Genomic DNA, 18374 nt, shown 5'->3' on the forward strand with positions numbered 1-18374 from the left:
CTTAATGGAAACTGTGTTCTTCACCCGGGTAAACACCGGATTCAACGTCGGCAATATACTGCCTGACCGCAGCGCGCATGTCGCCCGCTTCGGCGAGGAAATTTTTGGCAAATTTCGGGATGTGTCCGCCGGTGATACCGAAGGCGTCGTGCATCACCAGAATCTGACCGTCGGTGACGTTGCCTGCACCAATACCAATCACCGGAATGGACAGCGCGTCGGTGATGCGTTTCGCCAGTTCAACCGGCACGCACTCCAGCACCAGCAGCTGGGCACCTGCGGCTTCCAGCGCCAGGGCATCATCCAGCAGCGTCTGGGCGGCATCGCCACGGCCCTGCACCTTATAGCCGCCAAAGATATTGACGGACTGCGGCGTCAGGCCTAAATGCCCGCACACCGGCACGGCGCGCTCGGTGAGCATCTTCACCGTATCCACAAGCCAGGCGCCGCCTTCAATTTTGACCATATTGGCACCGGCACGCATCACTGCCGCCGCATTTTCGAATGCCTGTTCCGGCGTGGCATAGGCCATAAACGGCAGATCGGAAAGCAGCAGGCAGGCTGGGGCGCCACGGCGCACGGCGCGGGTATGGTAAGCGATATCCTCAACCGTTACCGGCAGGGTGGAATCATGTCCTTGTACCGTCATCCCTAACGAGTCCCCGACCAGCATGACGTTGATCCCCTCTTCGGCAAACAGTTTGGCGAAGCTGTAGTCATACGCGGTGATGGTGGCGAAGCGTTTTTTTTCCTGTTTGCATTTCTGCAGTAAGGAGATGGTGGTTGGTTTCATACTGTTTCCTGATAGCCCAAAAGCGAATCTTTGCGCATTCTAACAGTAACATTCGAGGGAACAATGATTTTAGGTAAACGATTAACCATAAATATTTTATGGTTAATCGCTAAAAAAACAGCCTTACCAGCGGGCGGGTTTCTCCGCACCGAGACTGTTGAGAACGGCCTCTAGCGAGAGCCCGTCAGGGAAGGTAAGGGAAGGGGCAACTTCATACAGCGGCCAGAGCATAAACCCGCGATTTTTCATGTCGTAATGCGGTACGGTGAGGCGTTCAGTGTTAATCACCTCATGGCCGAACAGCATAATATCGAGATCAAGCGTGCGCGGCCCCCAGCGTTCGGCTTTGCGTACGCGGCCCTGCTGAAGCTCAATACGCTGGGTATTGTCCAGCAGCGCTTCGGGACCCAGCTCAGTCTCAAGAACCACGGCGGCGTTGAGGTAGTCTGGCTGATCCTGCGGCCCCAGCGGCGGGGTGCGATAGAACGAGGAGACCGCCACGATGCGGCTTTGCGGGATCTCACCCAGCGCCTCTACGGCAGCATTCACCTGCTCCAGCGGTGAGGCTAAATTGCTGCCGATGGCGATATACGCGAGGGTCATGCTGTCCCTTCACGACGCGGCGCGCGTTTGCGCGGACGACGATGACGGCGACGCGGTTCCGGCTCTTCATCCAGCCCGGTCAACATATCTTTCTGCTCTGGCGGGGCGGAGACCTGGAATTCAGCCCACCACTGCGCCAGACGCTGCAGCTCCTGGTTGCGTTCAATTTCCGCGCGCAGCGACAGGAGATCGAAGGCCGCGCGGAATTTAGGATGCTCCATCAGCTTCCAGGCGCGTTTGCCCTGACGACGTGACATGCGCAGCTGAAGCTGCCAGATGTCGCGCACCAGAGTGGTAATACGTTTCGGAATGGCGAGCGTGCGGCAGCCTTCGTCCAGCACGTCGTTGGCGGCCAGCGCGAACGCATCGTAATAGGCGAGCCCGCTCTCCTGGGTAATGCGCTGGGCCGTTTCCAGCAGCGGATACCAGAACATCGCGGCAAACAGGAACGCCGGGTTCACGCGCATGTCGTTGCGAATGCGGGTATCGGTATTCTTCAGCACCTGCGCAATCATCCGCTCCATTGGGCTGTCACCGTTTTCGGTGAAGTAGCGGGTAATGGTCGGGAACAGCGGCTGGAACAGGTTGTATTCGCGCAGAAGATTATAGGTTTCAAAACCGTGGCCGGCCTGCAGCAGCTTCAGCGCCTCTTCAAACAGGCGAGCAGGCGGCACGTCGTTAATCAGCGTCGCCAGACGCGGGATCGGCTCGGCCGTTTCCGGGCTGATGCGCATATTGAGCTTGGCGGCAAAACGCACGGCGCGCAGCATACGTACGGGATCTTCACGGTAGCGCGTTTCCGGCGTGCCGATCAGGCGGATCAGACCTTCTTTCAGGTCCTGCATGCCGCCGACGTAATCGCGCACGGTGAAATCCGCCACGCTGTAATAGAGGCTGTTGATGGTGAAGTCGCGACGCTGGGCATCTTCTTCGATAGAGCCGAAGATGTTGTCGCGCAGCAGCATACCGTTCTGGCCGCGCTGCGACGTGGTGCGATCGGATGCGCCCGCTTCGTGGTGGCCGCGGAAGGTCGCCACTTCGATAATTTCCGGCCCAAACATCACGTGAGCCAGACGGAAGCGGCGGCCAACGAGACGACAGTTGCGGAATAATTTGCGCACCTGCTCAGGCGTGGCGCTGGTCGTCACGTCGAAATCTTTCGGTTTTTTGCCCAGCAGTAAATCACGCACCCCACCGCCGACGAGATAGGCCTCGTAGCCCGCTTTATTCAGACGATAGAGTACCTTGAGGGCATTTTCACTGATATCTTTGCGGGAAATAGAGTGCTGCTCACGCGGAATAACCGACATGTGTGGCTGTGCAATAGCATCATTCGCCATGCTCTCTTCGCGGCTTAGCACTTTACGGCAAAAATTAGCGACTCGGGTAAAAATGGTACACCTCGTAGTGTGTTTTGTTATGAAAAAAGCGGCTAATCATAGCTCAGCGCAACGCATTTGAGAATGCTGGATTTTTGGCACAGCCCTGAGCGTCCAGTTGGCGATGGCCATTTTCAGCAGTTCGTCAATACGCAGATCCTGCCATTCGTTGGTTACATTCTGGTTGAGAAAACGCAGCGCGTCGATCAAAACAGGACGCGGATCGCCGTCTGGCAGGGCCGGGGCGTGGTTCTGCTTTGATAATTTTAAGCCCTGCGCATTAACCGCCAGCGGCAGATGAATGTAGTCCGGTGCTGTCCAGCCAAACTGGTGATACAGCGAGATTTGCCGTACGGTCGGCTCGACCAGATCCGCCCCGCGCACAATTTCCGTCACGCCCTGGAAATGATCGTCCACCACCACGGCCAGGTTGTAGGCGAACAGGCCATCGCGACGGTGAATAATAAAATCCTCACGCGCCAGACGTTCATCGGCATGAATCTCACCGGAGAGTAAATCGTGAAAGCGCGTCACCGGTGAGCGCTGCAGTATTCGCACGGCGGCATTTTCAGGACCGTTGTTCAACGTGCGGCAGTGGCCGTCATAGACGCCGCCTGCGCTCTGGATACGCGCGCGGGTGCAGGTGCAGTTATAGGAAAGCCCCTGAGCGCGAAGCCAGGCCAGACGTTCCCGATACGCCTCGTGACGTGTCGACTGCCACAGAACCTCGTCATCCCAGTGAAGACCGTAATGTTCCAGCTGACGCAGAATCGTCTCTGCTGCACCGGTAACTTCACGCGGAGGGTCAATATCTTCAATGCGGACGAGCCATTTTCCCTGACGGGCGCGAGCCTGCAGGTAGCTGCCGAGCGCGGCAATTAATGAGCCGAAGTGTAATTCACCGGAAGGAGATGGCGCGAAGCGCCCAATATAGTGTGATTCAGACATATCAACAGTAACAAGGCGGGAGAGACTCCCGCCTTTGGAGTGTGTAAACAGCGCTGGTGTTAACCGGCCATCTGTTTTTCGCGGATTTCGGCCAGCGTTTTGCAGTCGATGCACAGATCGGCGGTTGGACGCGCTTCCAGGCGACGAATGCCAATTTCAACACCGCAGGATTCGCAGTAGCCAAAATCTTCGTCTTCGACTTTTTTCAGCGTTTTCTCGATCTTTTTGATCAGTTTGCGTTCGCGGTCACGGTTACGCAGTTCGAGGCTGAACTCTTCTTCCTGAGCGGCACGGTCTACCGGATCCGGGAAGTTAGCAGCTTCATCCTGCATATGAGTAACGGTGCGATCGACTTCATCCCTGAGTTGATTACGCCATGCTTCAAGAATACGCTTGAAGTGCGACAGCTGGGCTTCGTTCATATACTCTTCGCCCGGTTTCTCTTGATACGGCTCCACCCCAGCGATGGCGAGAATACTCAGGGACGATGTTTTACGGTTTTGCCCTTCTTGCATGTTGCTTCTCCTTAACACGCACTATCGATCCCCGTGTTGGGGGAAAAATCAGGTCGCTATAAATAGCAGATGCTTTTCCGTATGGCAATTATCTAAACGTAACACTTGACAAGCCTGTGAGGAAAAGCGTATTTGCGCACGCGGCCAGAACACTTAATAGTCAATCGTCTAATCCCTTATAAGACAATGGGAAGAGAGGATCTCAGAGTCATATTATCGGCAGAAAGTTCCGCTTTATAAGCGAAAACCTCTACCCCCTGCTTTTGTGCCTCATTCAACAATTGCGCGTATTTAGGATCAATATGGCGGGCAGGGGAGAAACGTTCAATGGCTGAATGCAATACCGCAAACAGCAATACGGCGCGTTTGCCCGCCGCCGCAACACTCATTAGCTCTCGCAGATGCTTCTGGCCACGTAGCGTTACCGCATCCGGGAAGTAGCCATTTTCCTGTTCCGCTAACGTCACTGATTTTACTTCAATATAGCACTCCGGCCTGTCTTCCGCCTGTAACATGAAGTCAATTCTGCTGCCTTCATCGCCATATTTCACTTCGCTTTTATGCGTGCCATAACCAACCAGTTCGGGAATAACGCCATGGGTCAGCGCTTCCTTAACTAACTGATTGGCGCGCAGGGTATTAACGCAAATAAATGCCCCGTTTTGGGTTTCGGTCATTTCCCAGGTATGAGCATATTTGCGTTTAGTATTTTCTGATGTGGAATACCAGACCCTGTCACCCGGCGTCGCACAGCCCGTCATGGCACCGGTATTGGGGCAGTGCAGGGTGAGCTGTTCGCCTTCTGGCGTGATCACATCGGCGAGGAAGCGTTTGTAGCGTTGGACAAGCGTAGCGTGCTGCAGGGGAGGACTAAACTTCATCAGAATTCCTTTCGGTGTCGCCCAGCGTCCAGCGCTGTAGCGGCGTGTAGCGGGTGCGTCCCTGAATAAAGACGGATTCATAAAGCGCGAATGTGTTGACCTGAAAGGCCCAGTGAAAACCCGGCGGCGGGATGGCAACGGCCTGACCGGCATCGCGCAGCAGGGTGATGTGCGGATGAAACGGCTGTGGGCTTTGATAACAGCCGCTGCGCGCCGCCTGCGCGCGCAGCATGTTCGCCAGCTGTAATAATCCGCGCGGAGGCTGTCGCGTACCCAGCCAGACCACGCGCGAACGCAGCCACTGGCCCGCGTCGTCGAGGTGCAGCGTAAATTCCGGCTGGGCAATACGCCCTGCCAGGGCGGCTAGCGCCCGCTGTTTTTCGGCACTGACGTCGCCCAAAAAAGCCAGCGTCAGGTGCAGGTTGGCCGCCGCGACAGGGCGACCGGCCTCCGGCGGAAAGTGGTCAGCGCGCCAGCGAACAATTTGACGCTGTAAGGGGGTGGGCAATTCAATGGCAAAAAACAGCCGTTTCGACTCAGGCATACGGAGGACTCGGTAATGATATGCGCCGATGCTACAATGTACGCCGACGAATGTTAACCCTCTGGAGCTGTTAGTGTCCTCATTGCCGGTCGCCGTTGTTCTTCCTGACCTTCTCGCTGCCTTACGCCATTCCCCGCAGGTTTTGCTGAATGCCCCGACGGGGGCGGGTAAGTCGACCTGGCTGCCGCTGCAGATCCTGAGAGAGGGCAGTATCAGCGGGAAAATTATCCTGCTGGAGCCGCGCAGGCTGGCCGCACGCAACGTAGCGCAGCGCCTGGCGGAACTGCTGAATGAAAAACCGGGCGAAACGGTAGGATACAGGATGCGCGCCGAGACCTGCGTGGGTCCGACAACGCGCCTTGAGGTGGTCACCGAGGGCATTCTCACCCGCATGCTGCAAAACGATCCGGAGCTGACCGGCGTCGGGCTGGTGATCCTGGATGAATTTCACGAGCGCAGCCTGCAGGCGGATCTGGCCCTCGCGCTGTTGCTGGACGTTCAGCAGGGACTGCGTGACGATCTCCGGCTGCTGATAATGTCGGCCACGCTGGACAATGCGCGGCTACGGCAGGCGCTACCCGATGCGCCTGTCATCAGCTCTGAAGGGCGGGCGTTTACAGTTGAACGCCGCTATCAACCGCTTCCCTCCCATCAGCGTTTTGACGAAGCGGTCGCCATTGCCACCGCAGAACTGCTGCGTCAGGAACCCGGCTCGCTGCTGCTGTTTTTGCCGGGCGTCGGGGAGATCCAGCGCGTGCAGGAGCAGCTTTCCTCTCGCGTAGGCGGTGATGTACTGCTCTGCCCGCTCTACGGCGCGCTGTCGCTGCAGGAGCAGCGTAAAGCTATCCTTCCTGCCCCGGTTGGACAGCGCAAGGTGGTACTGGCAACCAATATTGCTGAAACCAGTTTGACCATCGAAGGTATTCGCCTGGTGGTCGATAGCGCGCAGGAGAGGGTGGCAAGCTTTGACCCGCGCACCGGGCTGACTAAACTCCTGACGCAGCGCATCAGCCAGGCATCAATGGTGCAGCGCGCGGGCCGCGCGGGGCGACTTGAGCCGGGTATCTGCCTGCATTTGACCAGCGCAGAGCAGGCGGAACGCGCGGCGCAGCAAAGCACACCGGAAATTCTACAAAGCGATTTGTCTGGCCTGGTAATGGATCTGCTGCAGTGGGGCTGCCCGGATCCTGGACAGCTTACCTGGCTTGATTCCCCGCCAGCCGTGAACCTCACCGCTGCGCGCAACCTGTTGACCCAGCTTGGTGCGCTGGAAGGCGAACGTCTGACGGTACGCGGCCAGAAAATGGCGGCACTGGGCAACGATCCGCGTCTGGCCGCGATGCTGGTGGCCGCGCAGGGGGAAGATGAGATTGCCACGGCGGCCAAACTGGCAGCTATCCTTGAGGAGCCGCCGCGCGGAGGCAGTAGCGATCTGGGGCAGGCATTTTCGCGCAATCAGGGGAACTGGCAGCAGCGGGCGCAGCAGCTCTGTAAGCGGCTTAACAGCCGCGGCGGCGTGCCAGACAGTGAGAGCATCTCCCGGCTGTTAGCGCAGGCGTTTCCGGACCGGATTGCGCGTCGGCGCGGGCTGGACGGTCGCTACCAGCTGGCAAATGGTATGGGGGCGATGCTGGACAGCGATGATGCCCTGACGCGTCATGAGTGGCTGATTGCGCCGCTCCTGTTGCAGGGGAGCAACTCCCCGGATGCGCGTATCCTGCAGGCGATTGCCGTCGATATTGACGCCCTGACCCGTACCTGTCCGCATCTGCTCCAGCAATCGGACATCGTCGAGTGGGATGACGCCCAGGGCACGCTGAAGGCGTTTCGTCGCAGCCAGATTGGCAAACTGACACTCGGAACGAAGCCGCTGGCGAAGCCGTCGGAAGACGAGCTCCATCAGGCTATGCTGAACGGCATTCGGGAAAAAGGGCTGAGCGTGCTGAACTGGACACCGGAGGCTGAGCAGTACCGCATTCGCCTGCACTGCGCCGCTCGCTGGTTGCCGGAGTACGCCTGGCCAGCGGTGGATGACGAAACGTTACTCGCGTCGCTGGAGACCTGGCTACTGCCGCAGATGAGCGGCGTACACTCCCTGCGGGCGCTGAAAGCGCTTGATGTTAAGGTCGCGTTACAGAATTTACTGGACTGGTCATTGCGTCAACGTCTGGATAGTGAACTGCCAGGGCATTACACTGTGCCGACCGGAAGCCGGATTGCCATCCGTTATCATGAGGATAATCCGCCGGCGCTGGCGGTTCGAATGCAGGAGATGTTTGGCGAGGCAACCACGCCGTCTATCGCTGAAGGGCGCGTGCCGTTGGTGCTTGAACTGCTGTCGCCCGCGCATCGACCCTTGCAGATCACTCGCGATCTGGGGGCGTTCTGGGCGGGGAGCTACCGTGACGTGCAGAAAGAGATGAAAGGGCGGTACCCCAAACACGTCTGGCCGGACGATCCGGCGAATACGGCGCCGACGAAGCGGACGAAGAAGTATTCCTGATAGGGATGTGCGGCCTGATGCCCTCACCCCGGCCCTCTCCCACAGGGAGAGGGAGAACTAATTTTGAGAGATTTCTTCTTTCACAGACCGGTGGAAGAAAAGAGAATCGGGCCCTTGCGCCTGAAAGTTGCGGAGAAAAAGCATGGCGGGGAATGACCGCGAGCCAATAGGACGTAAGGGAAGACCAACGCGTCCGGCGAAAGAAAAGGTAAGCCGTCGTCGCCTCAGAGATGAGGACTATGACGATGACTATGAAGACGATGATGAAGATGAAGAACCGATGCCGCGTAAAGGGAAAGGCAAAGGGCGCAAGCCTCGGGGCAAACGCGGCTGGTTCTGGCTGCTGCTGAAGCTCTTTATTGTTTTTGTTGTGCTGATGGCAATTTACGGCGTCTATCTGGATCAGAAGATCCGCAGCCGTATCGACGGTAAAGTCTGGCAGTTACCTGCGGCCGTGTATGGCCGTATGGTGAATCTTGAGCCAGATATGTCCATCACGAAAAACGAAATGGTAAAACTGCTGGAAGCCACCCAGTATCGTCAGGTGTCAAAAATGACGCGCCCTGGCGAATTCACCGTGCAGGCCAACAGCATTGAGATGATCCGCCGTCCGTTTGATTTCCCGGACAGCAAAGAGGGTCAGGTGCGCGCGCGTCTGACCTTTGACGGCGATCGTCTGGATACCATCGAGAACATGGATAACAACCGTCAGTTCGGTTTCTTCCGTCTCGACCCCCGTCTGATCACCATGCTCTCGTCGGCGAACGGCGAACAGCGTCTGTTCGTGGCGCGTAACGGCTTCCCGGATCTGCTGGTTGATACCCTGCTGGCAACCGAAGACCGCCACTTCTACGAGCATGACGGCATCAGCCTCTACTCGATTGGCCGTGCGGTCCTGGCGAACCTGACCGCGGGCCGTACCGTGCAGGGGGCAAGTACGCTGACCCAGCAGCTGGTGAAGAACCTGTTCCTCTCCAGCGAGCGCTCTTACTGGCGTAAAGCGAACGAAGCGTATATGGCCGTGCTGATGGATGCGCGCTACAGCAAGGATCGTATCCTTGAGCTGTATATGAACGAGGTGTACCTCGGTCAGAGCGGCGACAACGAAATCCGCGGCTTCCCGCTGGCGAGCCTGTACTACTTTGGTCGTCCGGTCGAAGAGTTGAGCCTGGATCAGCAGGCGCTGCTGGTGGGCATGGTGAAAGGGGCATCCATTTATAACCCGTGGCGTAACCCGAAACTGGCGCTGGAGCGTCGTAACCTCGTTCTGCGTCTGCTGCAACAGCAGCAGGTGATTGACCAGGAGCTGTACGACATGCTGAGCGCGCGTCCGCTCGGCGTGCAGCCGCGCGGTGGGGTGATCTCGCCTCAGCCTGCGTTTATGCAGCTGGTGCGTCAGGAGCTGCAGAGCAAGCTTGGCGATAAGGTGAAAGATCTCTCCGGCGTGAAGATCTTTACGACCTTTGACTCCGTGGCGCAGGATGCAGCAGAAAAAGCGGCGGTGGAAGGCATTCCGGCGCTGAAGAAACAGCGTAAGCTCTCCGATCTTGAAACAGCGATGGTGGTGGTTGACCGTAACTCCGGCGAAGTTCGTGCGATGGTGGGCGGCGCCGAGCCGCAGTTTGCTGGCTATAACCGTGCCATGCAGGCGCGTCGCTCGATCGGCTCTCTGGCAAAACCGGCAACCTATCTCACTGCCCTGAGTCAGCCAAACCAGTATCGTCTGAATACCTGGATTGCGGATGCGCCGATCTCCCTGCGCCAGCCTAACGGCCAGGTGTGGTCACCGCAGAACGACGACAAGCAGTTTAGCGGTCAGGTGATGCTGGTGGATGCGTTGACGCGCTCCATGAACGTGCCGACGGTGAACCTGGGCATGTCGCTGGGTCTGCCAGCGATTGTCGATACCTGGCAGAAGCTGGGCGTGGCGAAAGATCAGCTGCACCCGGTACCGGCGATGATCCTGGGGGCGCTCAACCTGACGCCGATCGAAGTGGCGCAGGCGTTCCAGACGATCGCCAGCGGCGGTAACCGCGCGCCGCTCTCCGCCCTGCGTTCGGTGATTGCCGAAGATGGCTCCGTGCTGTATCAGAGCTTCCCGCAGGCGGAACGTGCCGTTCCTGCGCAGGCGGCCTATATGACGCTGTGGACGATGCAGCAGGTGGTGCAGCGCGGTACGGGTCGTCAACTGGGTGCGAAGTATCCGGGCCTGCATCTGGCTGGTAAGACCGGGACCACCAACAATAACGTCGATACCTGGTTTGCCGGTATCGATGGCCGTGAAGTGGTCATTACCTGGGTAGGACGCGACAACAACCAGCCGACCAAGCTGTACGGCGCGAGCGGGGCGATGTCGATTTATCAGCGCTATCTGGCGAATCAGTCACCAGTGCCGCTGAACCTGGTTGCGCCGGAAGATATCGTCGATATGGGCGTGGACAGCTCCGGTAACTTCGTCTGCGGCGGCGGAATGCGTACTCTGCCGGTCTGGACAACCAACCCGGATTCCCTGTGCCAGCAAAGCCAGCCAGAACAGCCAACGGGTAACCCGTTTGAGCAGTCTTCTCAGCCACAGCAGCCGCAGCAGCAACAGCCGCAGCAGCAGAACGAGAAGAAAGACAGCGATGGTGTCGCAGGCTGGATTAAAGATATGTTCGGCGGTAACTAACCGCGTGAGGTCCCCCCGCAAGGGGGGATTTTTTTACCCATTCCCCCCCTTTTTTTAACCCTCTTTTTAATATTGATTAACCCTTCGTTCTCTCCTGGTTATTTCTTAAACCCTTAATTCTCGTAGGGCCGCTTACTGCTTGCTATGCAGTCAGCGTTTCGCCTATTATGCTGCGGTCATAATAATAATTCTCGTTTACGTTATCATTCACTTTTCCATCAGAGATACACCATGGCGCTTTCCAATACTGCTCAGCCAATCAATACGTCGCTGCGTAAAATCGCGGTCGTCGTCGCCACAGCGGTTGCCGGCATGTCGGCTTATACACATGCTGCCGAAACCCCGAAAAAAGAAGAAACCATTACGGTAACCGCAGCACCTGCGGCACAGGAAAGTGCCTGGGGACCGGCACCCACGATTGCGGCTAAACGCACCGCCACCGCGACCAAGACCGATACCCCGATTGAGAAAACCCCGCAGTCTATTTCTGTCGTCACCCGTGAAGAGATGGACATGAAGCAGCCGGGGACGGTTAAACAGGCGCTGGCCTATACGCCGAGCGTGTTCGCAACACGCGGGGCGTCTACAACGTATGATGTTGTTTCTATTCGTGGGTTCACCACTTCCAGTACCGTGAATACTAACCAGTATCTGGACGGGATGAAGCTGCAGGGAGATAACTATTCTGAAGCGTCCATGGATCCGTATTTCCTTGAGCGCGTCGAGCTGCTGCGTGGCCCAACGTCCGTTCTGTACGGTAAAAGCCACCCGGGCGGCGTGGTCAGCATGGTCAGCAAGCGCCTAACCACCGAGCCACTGAAAGAAATTCAGTTCAAAATGGGTACCGATAACCTGTGGCAGACCGGGTTTGATTTCAGCGATGCGATTGATGATGACGGCGTGTGGTCATACCGTCTGACCGGTCTGGGGCGCAGCGAAAATGCGCAGCAGGAGATGGTGAAATCTTCCCGCTACGCCATTGCACCTGCTTTCAGCTGGCGTCCTGACGATAAAACCGATTTTACTTTCCTGAGCAACTTCCAGAGCGATCCGGATGCAGGCTATTACGGCTGGCTGCCGCGGGAAGGTACCGTTGTGCCTTACTACGATGCCAACGGCAAAGCACACAAGCTGCCGACCGATTTCAACGAAGGTGAAGAAGATAACAAGATCTCCCGTCGTCAGAAAATGGTGGGTTACAGCTTCTCGCATCAGTTTGATGACACCTTTACCGTGCGTCAAAACCTGCGTTACACCAAAATCAATACGCTTTACCGTTCCGTCTACGGTAACGGCTATATTGCACCGGCTCAGATCAGCCGCGCGTATGTGCGCTCCGATGAGGACCTCAACTCGTTTACCGTTGATACTCAGCTTCAGTCCAAATTCGCGACCGGTGCAGTGGATCATACCCTGTTGACGGGCGTCGATTACCTGCGCATGCGTAACGATATTGATGCTGACTACGGCACGGCCGATCCCATCAGTATGACGAAGCCTGCGTACGGCAATCCAAATGTCGACGTTTACTACCTTTACAAAGTGCTCAACCGTCAGGAACAAACCGGCCTTTATGCGCAGGATCAGGCTGAATGGGATAAGTGGGTACTCACAATGGGTGGCCGCTATGACTTTGCGAAAACCTCAGCACTGACGCGTACAACCGGTACTACCGCGGAAATCAACGATCAGGCATTCACGTGGCGCGGCGGGATTAACTACCTGTTCGACAACGGCATCACGCCTTATTTCAGCTATAGCGAATCGTTCGAACCGATTTCAGGTACCACTCAGGGCGGCAAACCGTTCGATCCTGCACGCGGCAAGCAGTATGAAGCGGGCGTGAAGTACGTACCGAAAGATCTGCCTGTTGTGGTCACGGCTGCTGTTTATCAGTTAACCAAAAACAACAACCTGACGGCCGATCCGGCGAACCCGACCAGCGGCTTTAGCGTGCAGGGCGGTGAAATTCGCTCTCGCGGTTTCGAACTGGAAGCGAAAGCTGCCGTCTCTGCCAACGTGAACGTGACGGCTTCCTATAGCTTTACTGATGCGGAATACACGCACGATACCTGGTATGAAGGCCGTCGTCCGGCGGAAGTGCCGCGCAATATGGCGTCTCTGTGGGCAGATTACACCTTCCATGAGACGGCGTTGAGCGGTCTGACGGTAGGGGCTGGCACCCGTTACATTGGTAACACCGTGTCCTATTACTCTGCCTCGTCGCCAAAAGCCTACCAGTCATTCAACGTCGCGGGCTATGCCCTGGCGGATGCCACCGTGAAATACGATCTGGCACGCTTTGGACTTCCCGGCTCTTCTGTCGGCGTCAACGTGAACAACATCTTCGATCGCGAATACGTCTCCAGCTGCTACAGCGAATATGCCTGCTACTGGGGAGCAGGACGTCAGGTTGTTGCTACCGCGACCTTCCGCTTCTAATCTCTCTTCGGGCACGGTTCGCCGTGCCCTTTTTATTTAAGTTGGCTGATATGCAGGATAATCAAACGCAACCCGACACCACCTTTACGCTCAACCATCTCTCCTTTCGCGTACCCGGGCGCACCCTACTGCATCCGCTCTCTTTGACGTTTCCCGCAGGTAAAGTCACTGGCCTGATTGGTCACAACGGTTCCGGTAAGTCCACGCTGCTCAAGATGCTGGGACGCCATCAGCCGCCGTCAGAAGGCGACATCCTGCTGGATGACCAACCGCTGGAGAGCTGGAGCAGTAAAGCCTTTGCGCGCAAAGTGGCGTATCTGCCGCAGCAGCTGCCACAGGCGGAGGGGATGACGGTGCGAGAACTGGTGGCGATTGGGCGTTATCCGTGGCATGGCGCGCTTGGACGCTTTGGCGTGGCCGACAGAGAGAAAGTGGAAGAGGCGATTGCGCTGGTCGGGCTTAAGCCGCTGGCGCACCGTCTGGTGGATAGCCTGTCCGGCGGTGAACGCCAGCGCGCGTGGATTGCAATGCTGGTGGCCCAGGACAGCCGCTGCCTGCTCCTCGACGAACCCACCTCCGCACTTGATATCGCCCATCAGGTCGATGTTCTGGCGCTGGTGCACCGCTTGAGCCAGCAGCGCGGGCTGACGGTGATTGCGGTGCTGCATGATATCAACATGGCGGCACGCTACTGTGATTACCTTGTTGCGCTGCGCGGCGGCGAAATGATTGCGCAGGGAACGCCGTCCGAGCTGATGCGCAGCGAAACGCTGGAACAGATTTATGGTATTCCGATGGGTATTCTGCCTCACCCGGCCGGGGCTGCACCGGTGAGCTTCGTGTACTGATGCTGGACAACATGCGCATTAGCCGCCGTCGCCTGCTGACGGCGATGGCCCTCTCACCGCTGCTGTTAAAAATGAATACGGCGCGTGCCGCCGCCGTCGATCCGCACCGCATAGTGGCGCTGGAGTGGTTGCCGGTCGAGCTGATGATGGCGCTCGGCGTTACGCCCTACGGCGTCGCGGACATTCCCAACTATAACCTCTGGGTGAACGAGCCGAAGCTGCCGGACTCGGTGATCGACGTCGGCCTGCGCACGGAGCCAAACCTCGAGCTGCTCACCCAGATGAAACCCTCGTTCCTGTTCTGGTCCGCGGGCTACGGTCCGTCAGAAGAGGTGATGGCGCGCATTGCGCCCGGGCGCGGATTCGCTTTCAGCGACGGTAAAAAACCGCTGGCCGTAGCGAAAAATTCGATTGGCGAGATGGCGCATTTCCTTAACCGGGAAGCGGAGGCCAAACGGCATCTCGCCGAATTTGATGCCCTGATCGACTCCCTCAAGCCTCGTTTTGCTCACCGGGGCGATCGTCCGCTGCTGATGGTGACGCTGCTGGATGCCCGCCATATGCTGGTCTTTGGTAAAAACTGCCTGTTCCAGGAGGTGCTGGACAGCTTCGGCATTCGCAACGCCTGGGAAGGGGAGATGACGTTCTGGGGCAGTACCGCTGTGGGTATCGATCGCCTCGCGGCGTTTCGCGATGTGGATGTGCTGTGCTTCGATCACGGCAACGAGCGCGACATGCAAACCCTGATGGCGACCCCGCTCTGGCAGGCGATGCCGTTTGTGCGCGAGCGGCGCTTCCAGCGCGCTCCGGCGGTCTGGTTCTACGGCGCGACGCTGTCGGCGATGCATTTTGCCCGCGTGCTGGATAACGCCCTGGGAGGTAAAGCATGAGTACGCGTATTGCCCGTTTCCCGGCGCTTCTGCTGATGCTGATTTTTCTTGCCGCGCTGGCGTTAACCGGGTTCAACCTCTCTGCCGCGTTACCGCGCGCGCAATGGGGAGCCGCGCTGGCCTCGCCGGATATCGACAATATTCAGCAGATGCTGTTCCACTACAGCCTGCTGCCGCGTCTGGCAATCTCCCTTTTAGTCGGTGCCGGCTTAGGGCTGGTGGGCGTGCTGTTCCAGCAGGTGTTACGTAACCCGCTGGCAGAGCCAACCACGCTCGGCGTCGCGACCGGCGCGCAGCTTGGGATCACTATCACCACGCTGTGGGCGCTGCCGGGAGCGTTAACCTCGCAGTTTGCGGCACTCGCGGGGGCGTGCGTAGTGGGCGCGCTGGTCTTTGGCGTGGCCTGGGGCAAGCGCCTTTCTCCGGTAACGCTTATCCTGGCCGGGCTGGTGGTGAGCCTCTACTGTGGCGCCATTAACCAGCTGCTGGTGCTGTTCCACCACGATAGGCTGCAAAGCATGTTCCTGTGGAGTACCGGCACGCTCACCCAAACCGACTGGAGCGTTGTGCTGCGCCTGTGGCCGCAGCTGGCTGGCGGTGTTGTGCTGACGCTGCTGCTCCTGCGTCCCCTGACGCTGATGGGACTGGATGATGGCGTGGCGCGTAACCTGGGGCTGGCGCTGTCGCTGGCTCGCCTGGCGGCGCTGACGCTGGCGATTGTATTAAGCGCCCTGCTGGTGAACGCGGTCGGCATCATCGGGTTTATCGGCCTGTTTGCGCCGCTGCTGGCGAAAATGCTTGGGGCGCGCCGTTTGCTGGCGCGTCTGCTGCTGGCCTCGCTGATTGGGGCGCTGATCCTCTGGCTTTCCGATCAGCTTATTCTCTGGCTGGCGCGGGTGTGGCGGGAAGTCTCTACCGGCTCGGTCACGGCGCTTATCGGTGCGCCGCTGCTGCTTTGGCTGCTGCCGCGTCTGCGCAGCATGAGCGCGCCGGCGATGGATGCGGGCGATAAAGTCCATGCTGAACGTCAGTCGGTACTGTGGTTTAGCCTTGCCGGGCTGGCGGTGCTGGTTATCGCCTCGTTCGCGGCGCTCTCATTCGGTCGCGATGCCGCGGGCTGGCACTGGGCAACGGGCGATTTACTCAACGACCTGCTGCAGTGGCGCTGGCCGCGTATCTTTGCTGCGCTGATTGCAGGGGTAATGCTGGCGGTGGCGGGGTGCATTATTCAGCGTCTGACCGGCAACCCGATGGCGAGCCCGGAAGTGCTTGGGATCAGCTCTGGCGCCGCCTTTGGCGTGGTGCTGATGCTGTTCTTTGTGCCGGGCAATGCGTTTGGCTGGCTGATGCCTGCCGGCAGTCTCGGGGCGGCGGTTACGCTGCTGATTATCCTGATTGCCGCCGGTCGCGGCGGGTTTTCACCGCACCGCATGCTGCTGGCGGGGATGGCGCTCAGCACCGCGTTCACCATGCTGCTGATGATGCTGCAGGCAAGCGGCGATCCGCGTATGGCGAAGATCCTGACCTGGATATCCGGCTCAACGTACGGCGCGACCGGCAGCCAGGCGATCGGGTCCGGGCTCGTGATGATCGTACTGCTGGCGATGGTGCCGCTGTGCCGACGCTGGCTGACTATTCTGCCGCTCGGCGGTGAAACCGCACGTGCGGTGGGAATGGCGCTGACGCCAGCACGTGTAGCGCTGCTGCTGCTCGCCGCGTGCCTGACGGCGACGGCCACCATGACGATTGGCCCGTTGAGTTTTGTGGGGTTAATGGCGCCGCATATCGCCAGAATGATGGGGTTCCGCCGGACGATGCCGCATATCGTCATGTCGGCCCTCACGGGTGGGGTGATGCTGGTGTTTGCAGACTGGTGCGGAAGAATGGTGCTGTTCCCGTATCAGATCCCGGCGGGGCTGCTGTCGACCTTTATTGGTGCGCCGTATTTTATCTATCTGTTGAGAAAGCAGAGTCGGTAATCAGGTGCGGCTTGATGCCCTCTCCCACGGGGAGAGGGAGAACACCGTAGGCCGGGTAAGCGTTAGCACCACCCGGCAATGCTCTTAGAGCTTCGCAAACACCTTACGCGCCGCGTCGATGGTGTTGTTGATATCTTCTTCGCTGTGCGCCACGGACATAAAGCCCGCCTCGAATGCGGACGGTGCCAGGTACACGCCTTCTTCCAGCATCAGGTGGAAGAAGCGCTTGAAGCGTTCAACGTCGCACTTCACCACGTCCTGATAGCGGGTCACGGTTTTCGCCTCGGTGAAGAAAATCCCGAACATCCCGCCTACGTGGTTAACCACCAGCGGAATACCGGCCTCTTCTGCCGCTTCCAGCAGGCCGTTTGCCAGCTGCGTGGTCCGGTCGGTCAGGGTTTCGTGAATACCTGGCTGCGCCACTTCGGTCAGGCAGGCAAAACCCGCCGCCATGGCGATAGGGTTGCCGGAGAGCGTGCCCGCCTGGTAAACCGGGCCGGTTGGTGCCAGCGCTTCCATGACGTCCTTACGACCACCGAACGCGCCGACCGGCATGCCGCCGCCGATGATTTTACCCAGGCAGGTGAGGTCCGGCTCCACGCCGTAATAAGACTGGGCGCCCGCCAGCGCCACGCGGAAGCCGGTCATCACTTCGTCGATGATCAGCAGCGCGCCGAACTCATCGCACAGGGCGCGCAGGCCCGGCAGGAAGTCAGGCTGCGGTGGGATACAGTTCATGTTGCCCGCAACCGGCTCAACGATGATGCAGGCGATCTCCTGCGGATACTGCTCGAACGCCGCGCGAACGGTGTTCAGATCGTTGTAGGTGCAGGTCAGGGTATGCTTCGCGAAATCCGCAGGCACGCCAGGCGAGTTTGGCTGGCCGAGCGTCAGCGCGCCGGAACCCGCTTTCACCAGCAGGCAGTCCGCGTGGCCGTGGTAGCAGCCTTCGAACTTGATGATTTTATCGCGGCCGGTAAAGCCGCGCGCCAGGCGGATGGCGCTCATGGTGGCTTCGGTACCGGAGTTCACCATGCGCACCATGTCCATGGTCGGGACCAGCTCGGTGACCAGTTCCGCCATCTTCACTTCCATTTCGGTAGGCGCACCGAAGCTCAGGCCGCGCTGGGCGGCTTCAATTACCGCGTTACGAATGGCCGGGTGGTTGTGACCCAGCACCATCGGGCCCCAGGAGCCGACGTAATCGATATAGGCTTTGCCATCGACATCATACAGATACGCGCCGTCAGCACGCTCGATAAACAGCGGCGTGCCGCCCACGCCGGTAAAGGCGCGCACAGGTGAGTTCACGCCACCCGGAATAAGCTCGCGGGCTGCACTGTAGAGGTTTTCAGACTTGCTCATGGCGTCGTTCCTGGTT

The 18374-nt window shown here is 58.7% G+C and carries 14 protein-coding genes; 6 read left to right on the top strand and 8 right to left on the bottom strand.

Annotated elements, in window-relative coordinates:
* Nucleotide 1: 1 nt before the first annotated feature.
* From panB to thpR, 7 genes are all read right to left on the bottom strand, one after another.
* Entirely contained in the window at nucleotides 2-793 is a 792-nt protein-coding gene (panB, locus tag ACOTXI_RS10760; protein WP_008501941.1) for a 3-methyl-2-oxobutanoate hydroxymethyltransferase, read from the bottom strand.
* A gap of 123 nt (nucleotides 794-916) precedes the next feature.
* Nucleotides 917-1396 (bottom strand): 2-amino-4-hydroxy-6-hydroxymethyldihydropteridine diphosphokinase, encoded by a 480-nt coding sequence (gene folK, locus ACOTXI_RS10765; RefSeq protein WP_008501940.1) that lies wholly within the window; start codon nucleotides 1394-1396, stop codon nucleotides 917-919.
* Nucleotides 1393-2790: a polynucleotide adenylyltransferase PcnB gene (gene pcnB, locus ACOTXI_RS10770; RefSeq protein ID WP_072203850.1), complete on the bottom strand. Its 1398-nt coding sequence runs from the start codon at nucleotides 2788-2790 to the stop codon at nucleotides 1393-1395. Before pcnB ends, folK begins: the two co-directional genes overlap by 4 nt.
* 42 nt (nucleotides 2791-2832) lie before the next feature.
* Nucleotides 2833-3723 carry a tRNA glutamyl-Q(34) synthetase GluQRS gene (gene gluQRS / locus ACOTXI_RS10775; RefSeq protein ID WP_058654199.1) on the bottom strand — a complete coding sequence of 297 codons (891 nt, stop codon included), beginning with the start codon at nucleotides 3721-3723 and terminating at the stop codon, nucleotides 2833-2835.
* A gap of 59 nt (nucleotides 3724-3782) precedes the next feature.
* Complete coding sequence (gene dksA / locus ACOTXI_RS10780) at nucleotides 3783-4238, bottom strand: RNA polymerase-binding protein DksA (RefSeq protein WP_001155232.1); 456 nt, start codon at nucleotides 4236-4238, stop codon at nucleotides 3783-3785.
* A gap of 176 nt (nucleotides 4239-4414) precedes the next feature.
* Nucleotides 4415-5119: a DNA/RNA nuclease SfsA gene (gene sfsA, locus ACOTXI_RS10785; RefSeq protein WP_021240498.1), complete on the bottom strand. Its 705-nt coding sequence runs from the start codon at nucleotides 5117-5119 to the stop codon at nucleotides 4415-4417.
* Nucleotides 5109-5663: an RNA 2',3'-cyclic phosphodiesterase gene (thpR, locus tag ACOTXI_RS10790; protein ID WP_032654719.1), complete on the bottom strand. Its 555-nt coding sequence runs from the start codon at nucleotides 5661-5663 to the stop codon at nucleotides 5109-5111. The genes sfsA and thpR overlap by 11 nt, the downstream gene beginning before the upstream one ends.
* A gap of 73 nt (nucleotides 5664-5736) precedes the next feature.
* Between thpR and hrpB the strand changes: the two genes are divergently transcribed.
* From hrpB to fhuB, 6 genes are all read left to right on the top strand, one after another.
* Nucleotides 5737-8166 carry an ATP-dependent helicase HrpB gene (gene hrpB, locus ACOTXI_RS10795; protein WP_058654198.1) on the top strand — a complete coding sequence of 810 codons (2430 nt, stop codon included), beginning with the start codon at nucleotides 5737-5739 and terminating at the stop codon, nucleotides 8164-8166.
* 142 nt (nucleotides 8167-8308) lie between these two features.
* Nucleotides 8309-10834, top strand: coding sequence for a bifunctional glycosyl transferase/transpeptidase (gene mrcB, locus ACOTXI_RS10800; protein WP_008501930.1), 2526 nt, complete (start codon nucleotides 8309-8311; stop codon nucleotides 10832-10834).
* A gap of 231 nt (nucleotides 10835-11065) precedes the next feature.
* A complete protein-coding gene (fhuA, locus tag ACOTXI_RS10805; protein WP_058654197.1) occupies nucleotides 11066-13276 on the top strand; it encodes a ferrichrome porin FhuA in 2211 nt (736 codons plus the stop codon).
* 50 nt (nucleotides 13277-13326) lie between these two features.
* A complete protein-coding gene (fhuC, locus tag ACOTXI_RS10810) occupies nucleotides 13327-14124 on the top strand; it encodes a Fe3+-hydroxamate ABC transporter ATP-binding protein FhuC (protein ID WP_008501928.1) in 798 nt (265 codons plus the stop codon).
* Nucleotides 14124-15014: a Fe(3+)-hydroxamate ABC transporter substrate-binding protein FhuD gene (fhuD, locus tag ACOTXI_RS10815; RefSeq protein ID WP_023345453.1), complete on the top strand. Its 891-nt coding sequence runs from the start codon at nucleotides 14124-14126 to the stop codon at nucleotides 15012-15014. Before fhuC ends, fhuD begins: the two co-directional genes overlap by 1 nt.
* Nucleotides 15011-16993, top strand: coding sequence for a Fe(3+)-hydroxamate ABC transporter permease FhuB (gene fhuB / locus ACOTXI_RS10820; protein ID WP_058654196.1), 1983 nt, complete (start codon nucleotides 15011-15013; stop codon nucleotides 16991-16993). The genes fhuD and fhuB overlap by 4 nt, the downstream gene beginning before the upstream one ends.
* An 84-nt stretch (nucleotides 16994-17077) precedes the next feature.
* Here fhuB and hemL read toward each other — a convergent pair whose 3' ends face one another.
* A complete protein-coding gene (gene hemL / locus ACOTXI_RS10825; protein ID WP_008501925.1) occupies nucleotides 17078-18358 on the bottom strand; it encodes a glutamate-1-semialdehyde 2,1-aminomutase in 1281 nt (426 codons plus the stop codon).
* Nucleotides 18359-18374: the final 16 nt, after the last annotated feature.

This window comes from Enterobacter cloacae complex sp. BZL2005 (genome assembly GCF_049238885.1).
Lineage (GTDB): Bacteria > Pseudomonadota > Gammaproteobacteria > Enterobacterales > Enterobacteriaceae > Enterobacter > Enterobacter roggenkampii.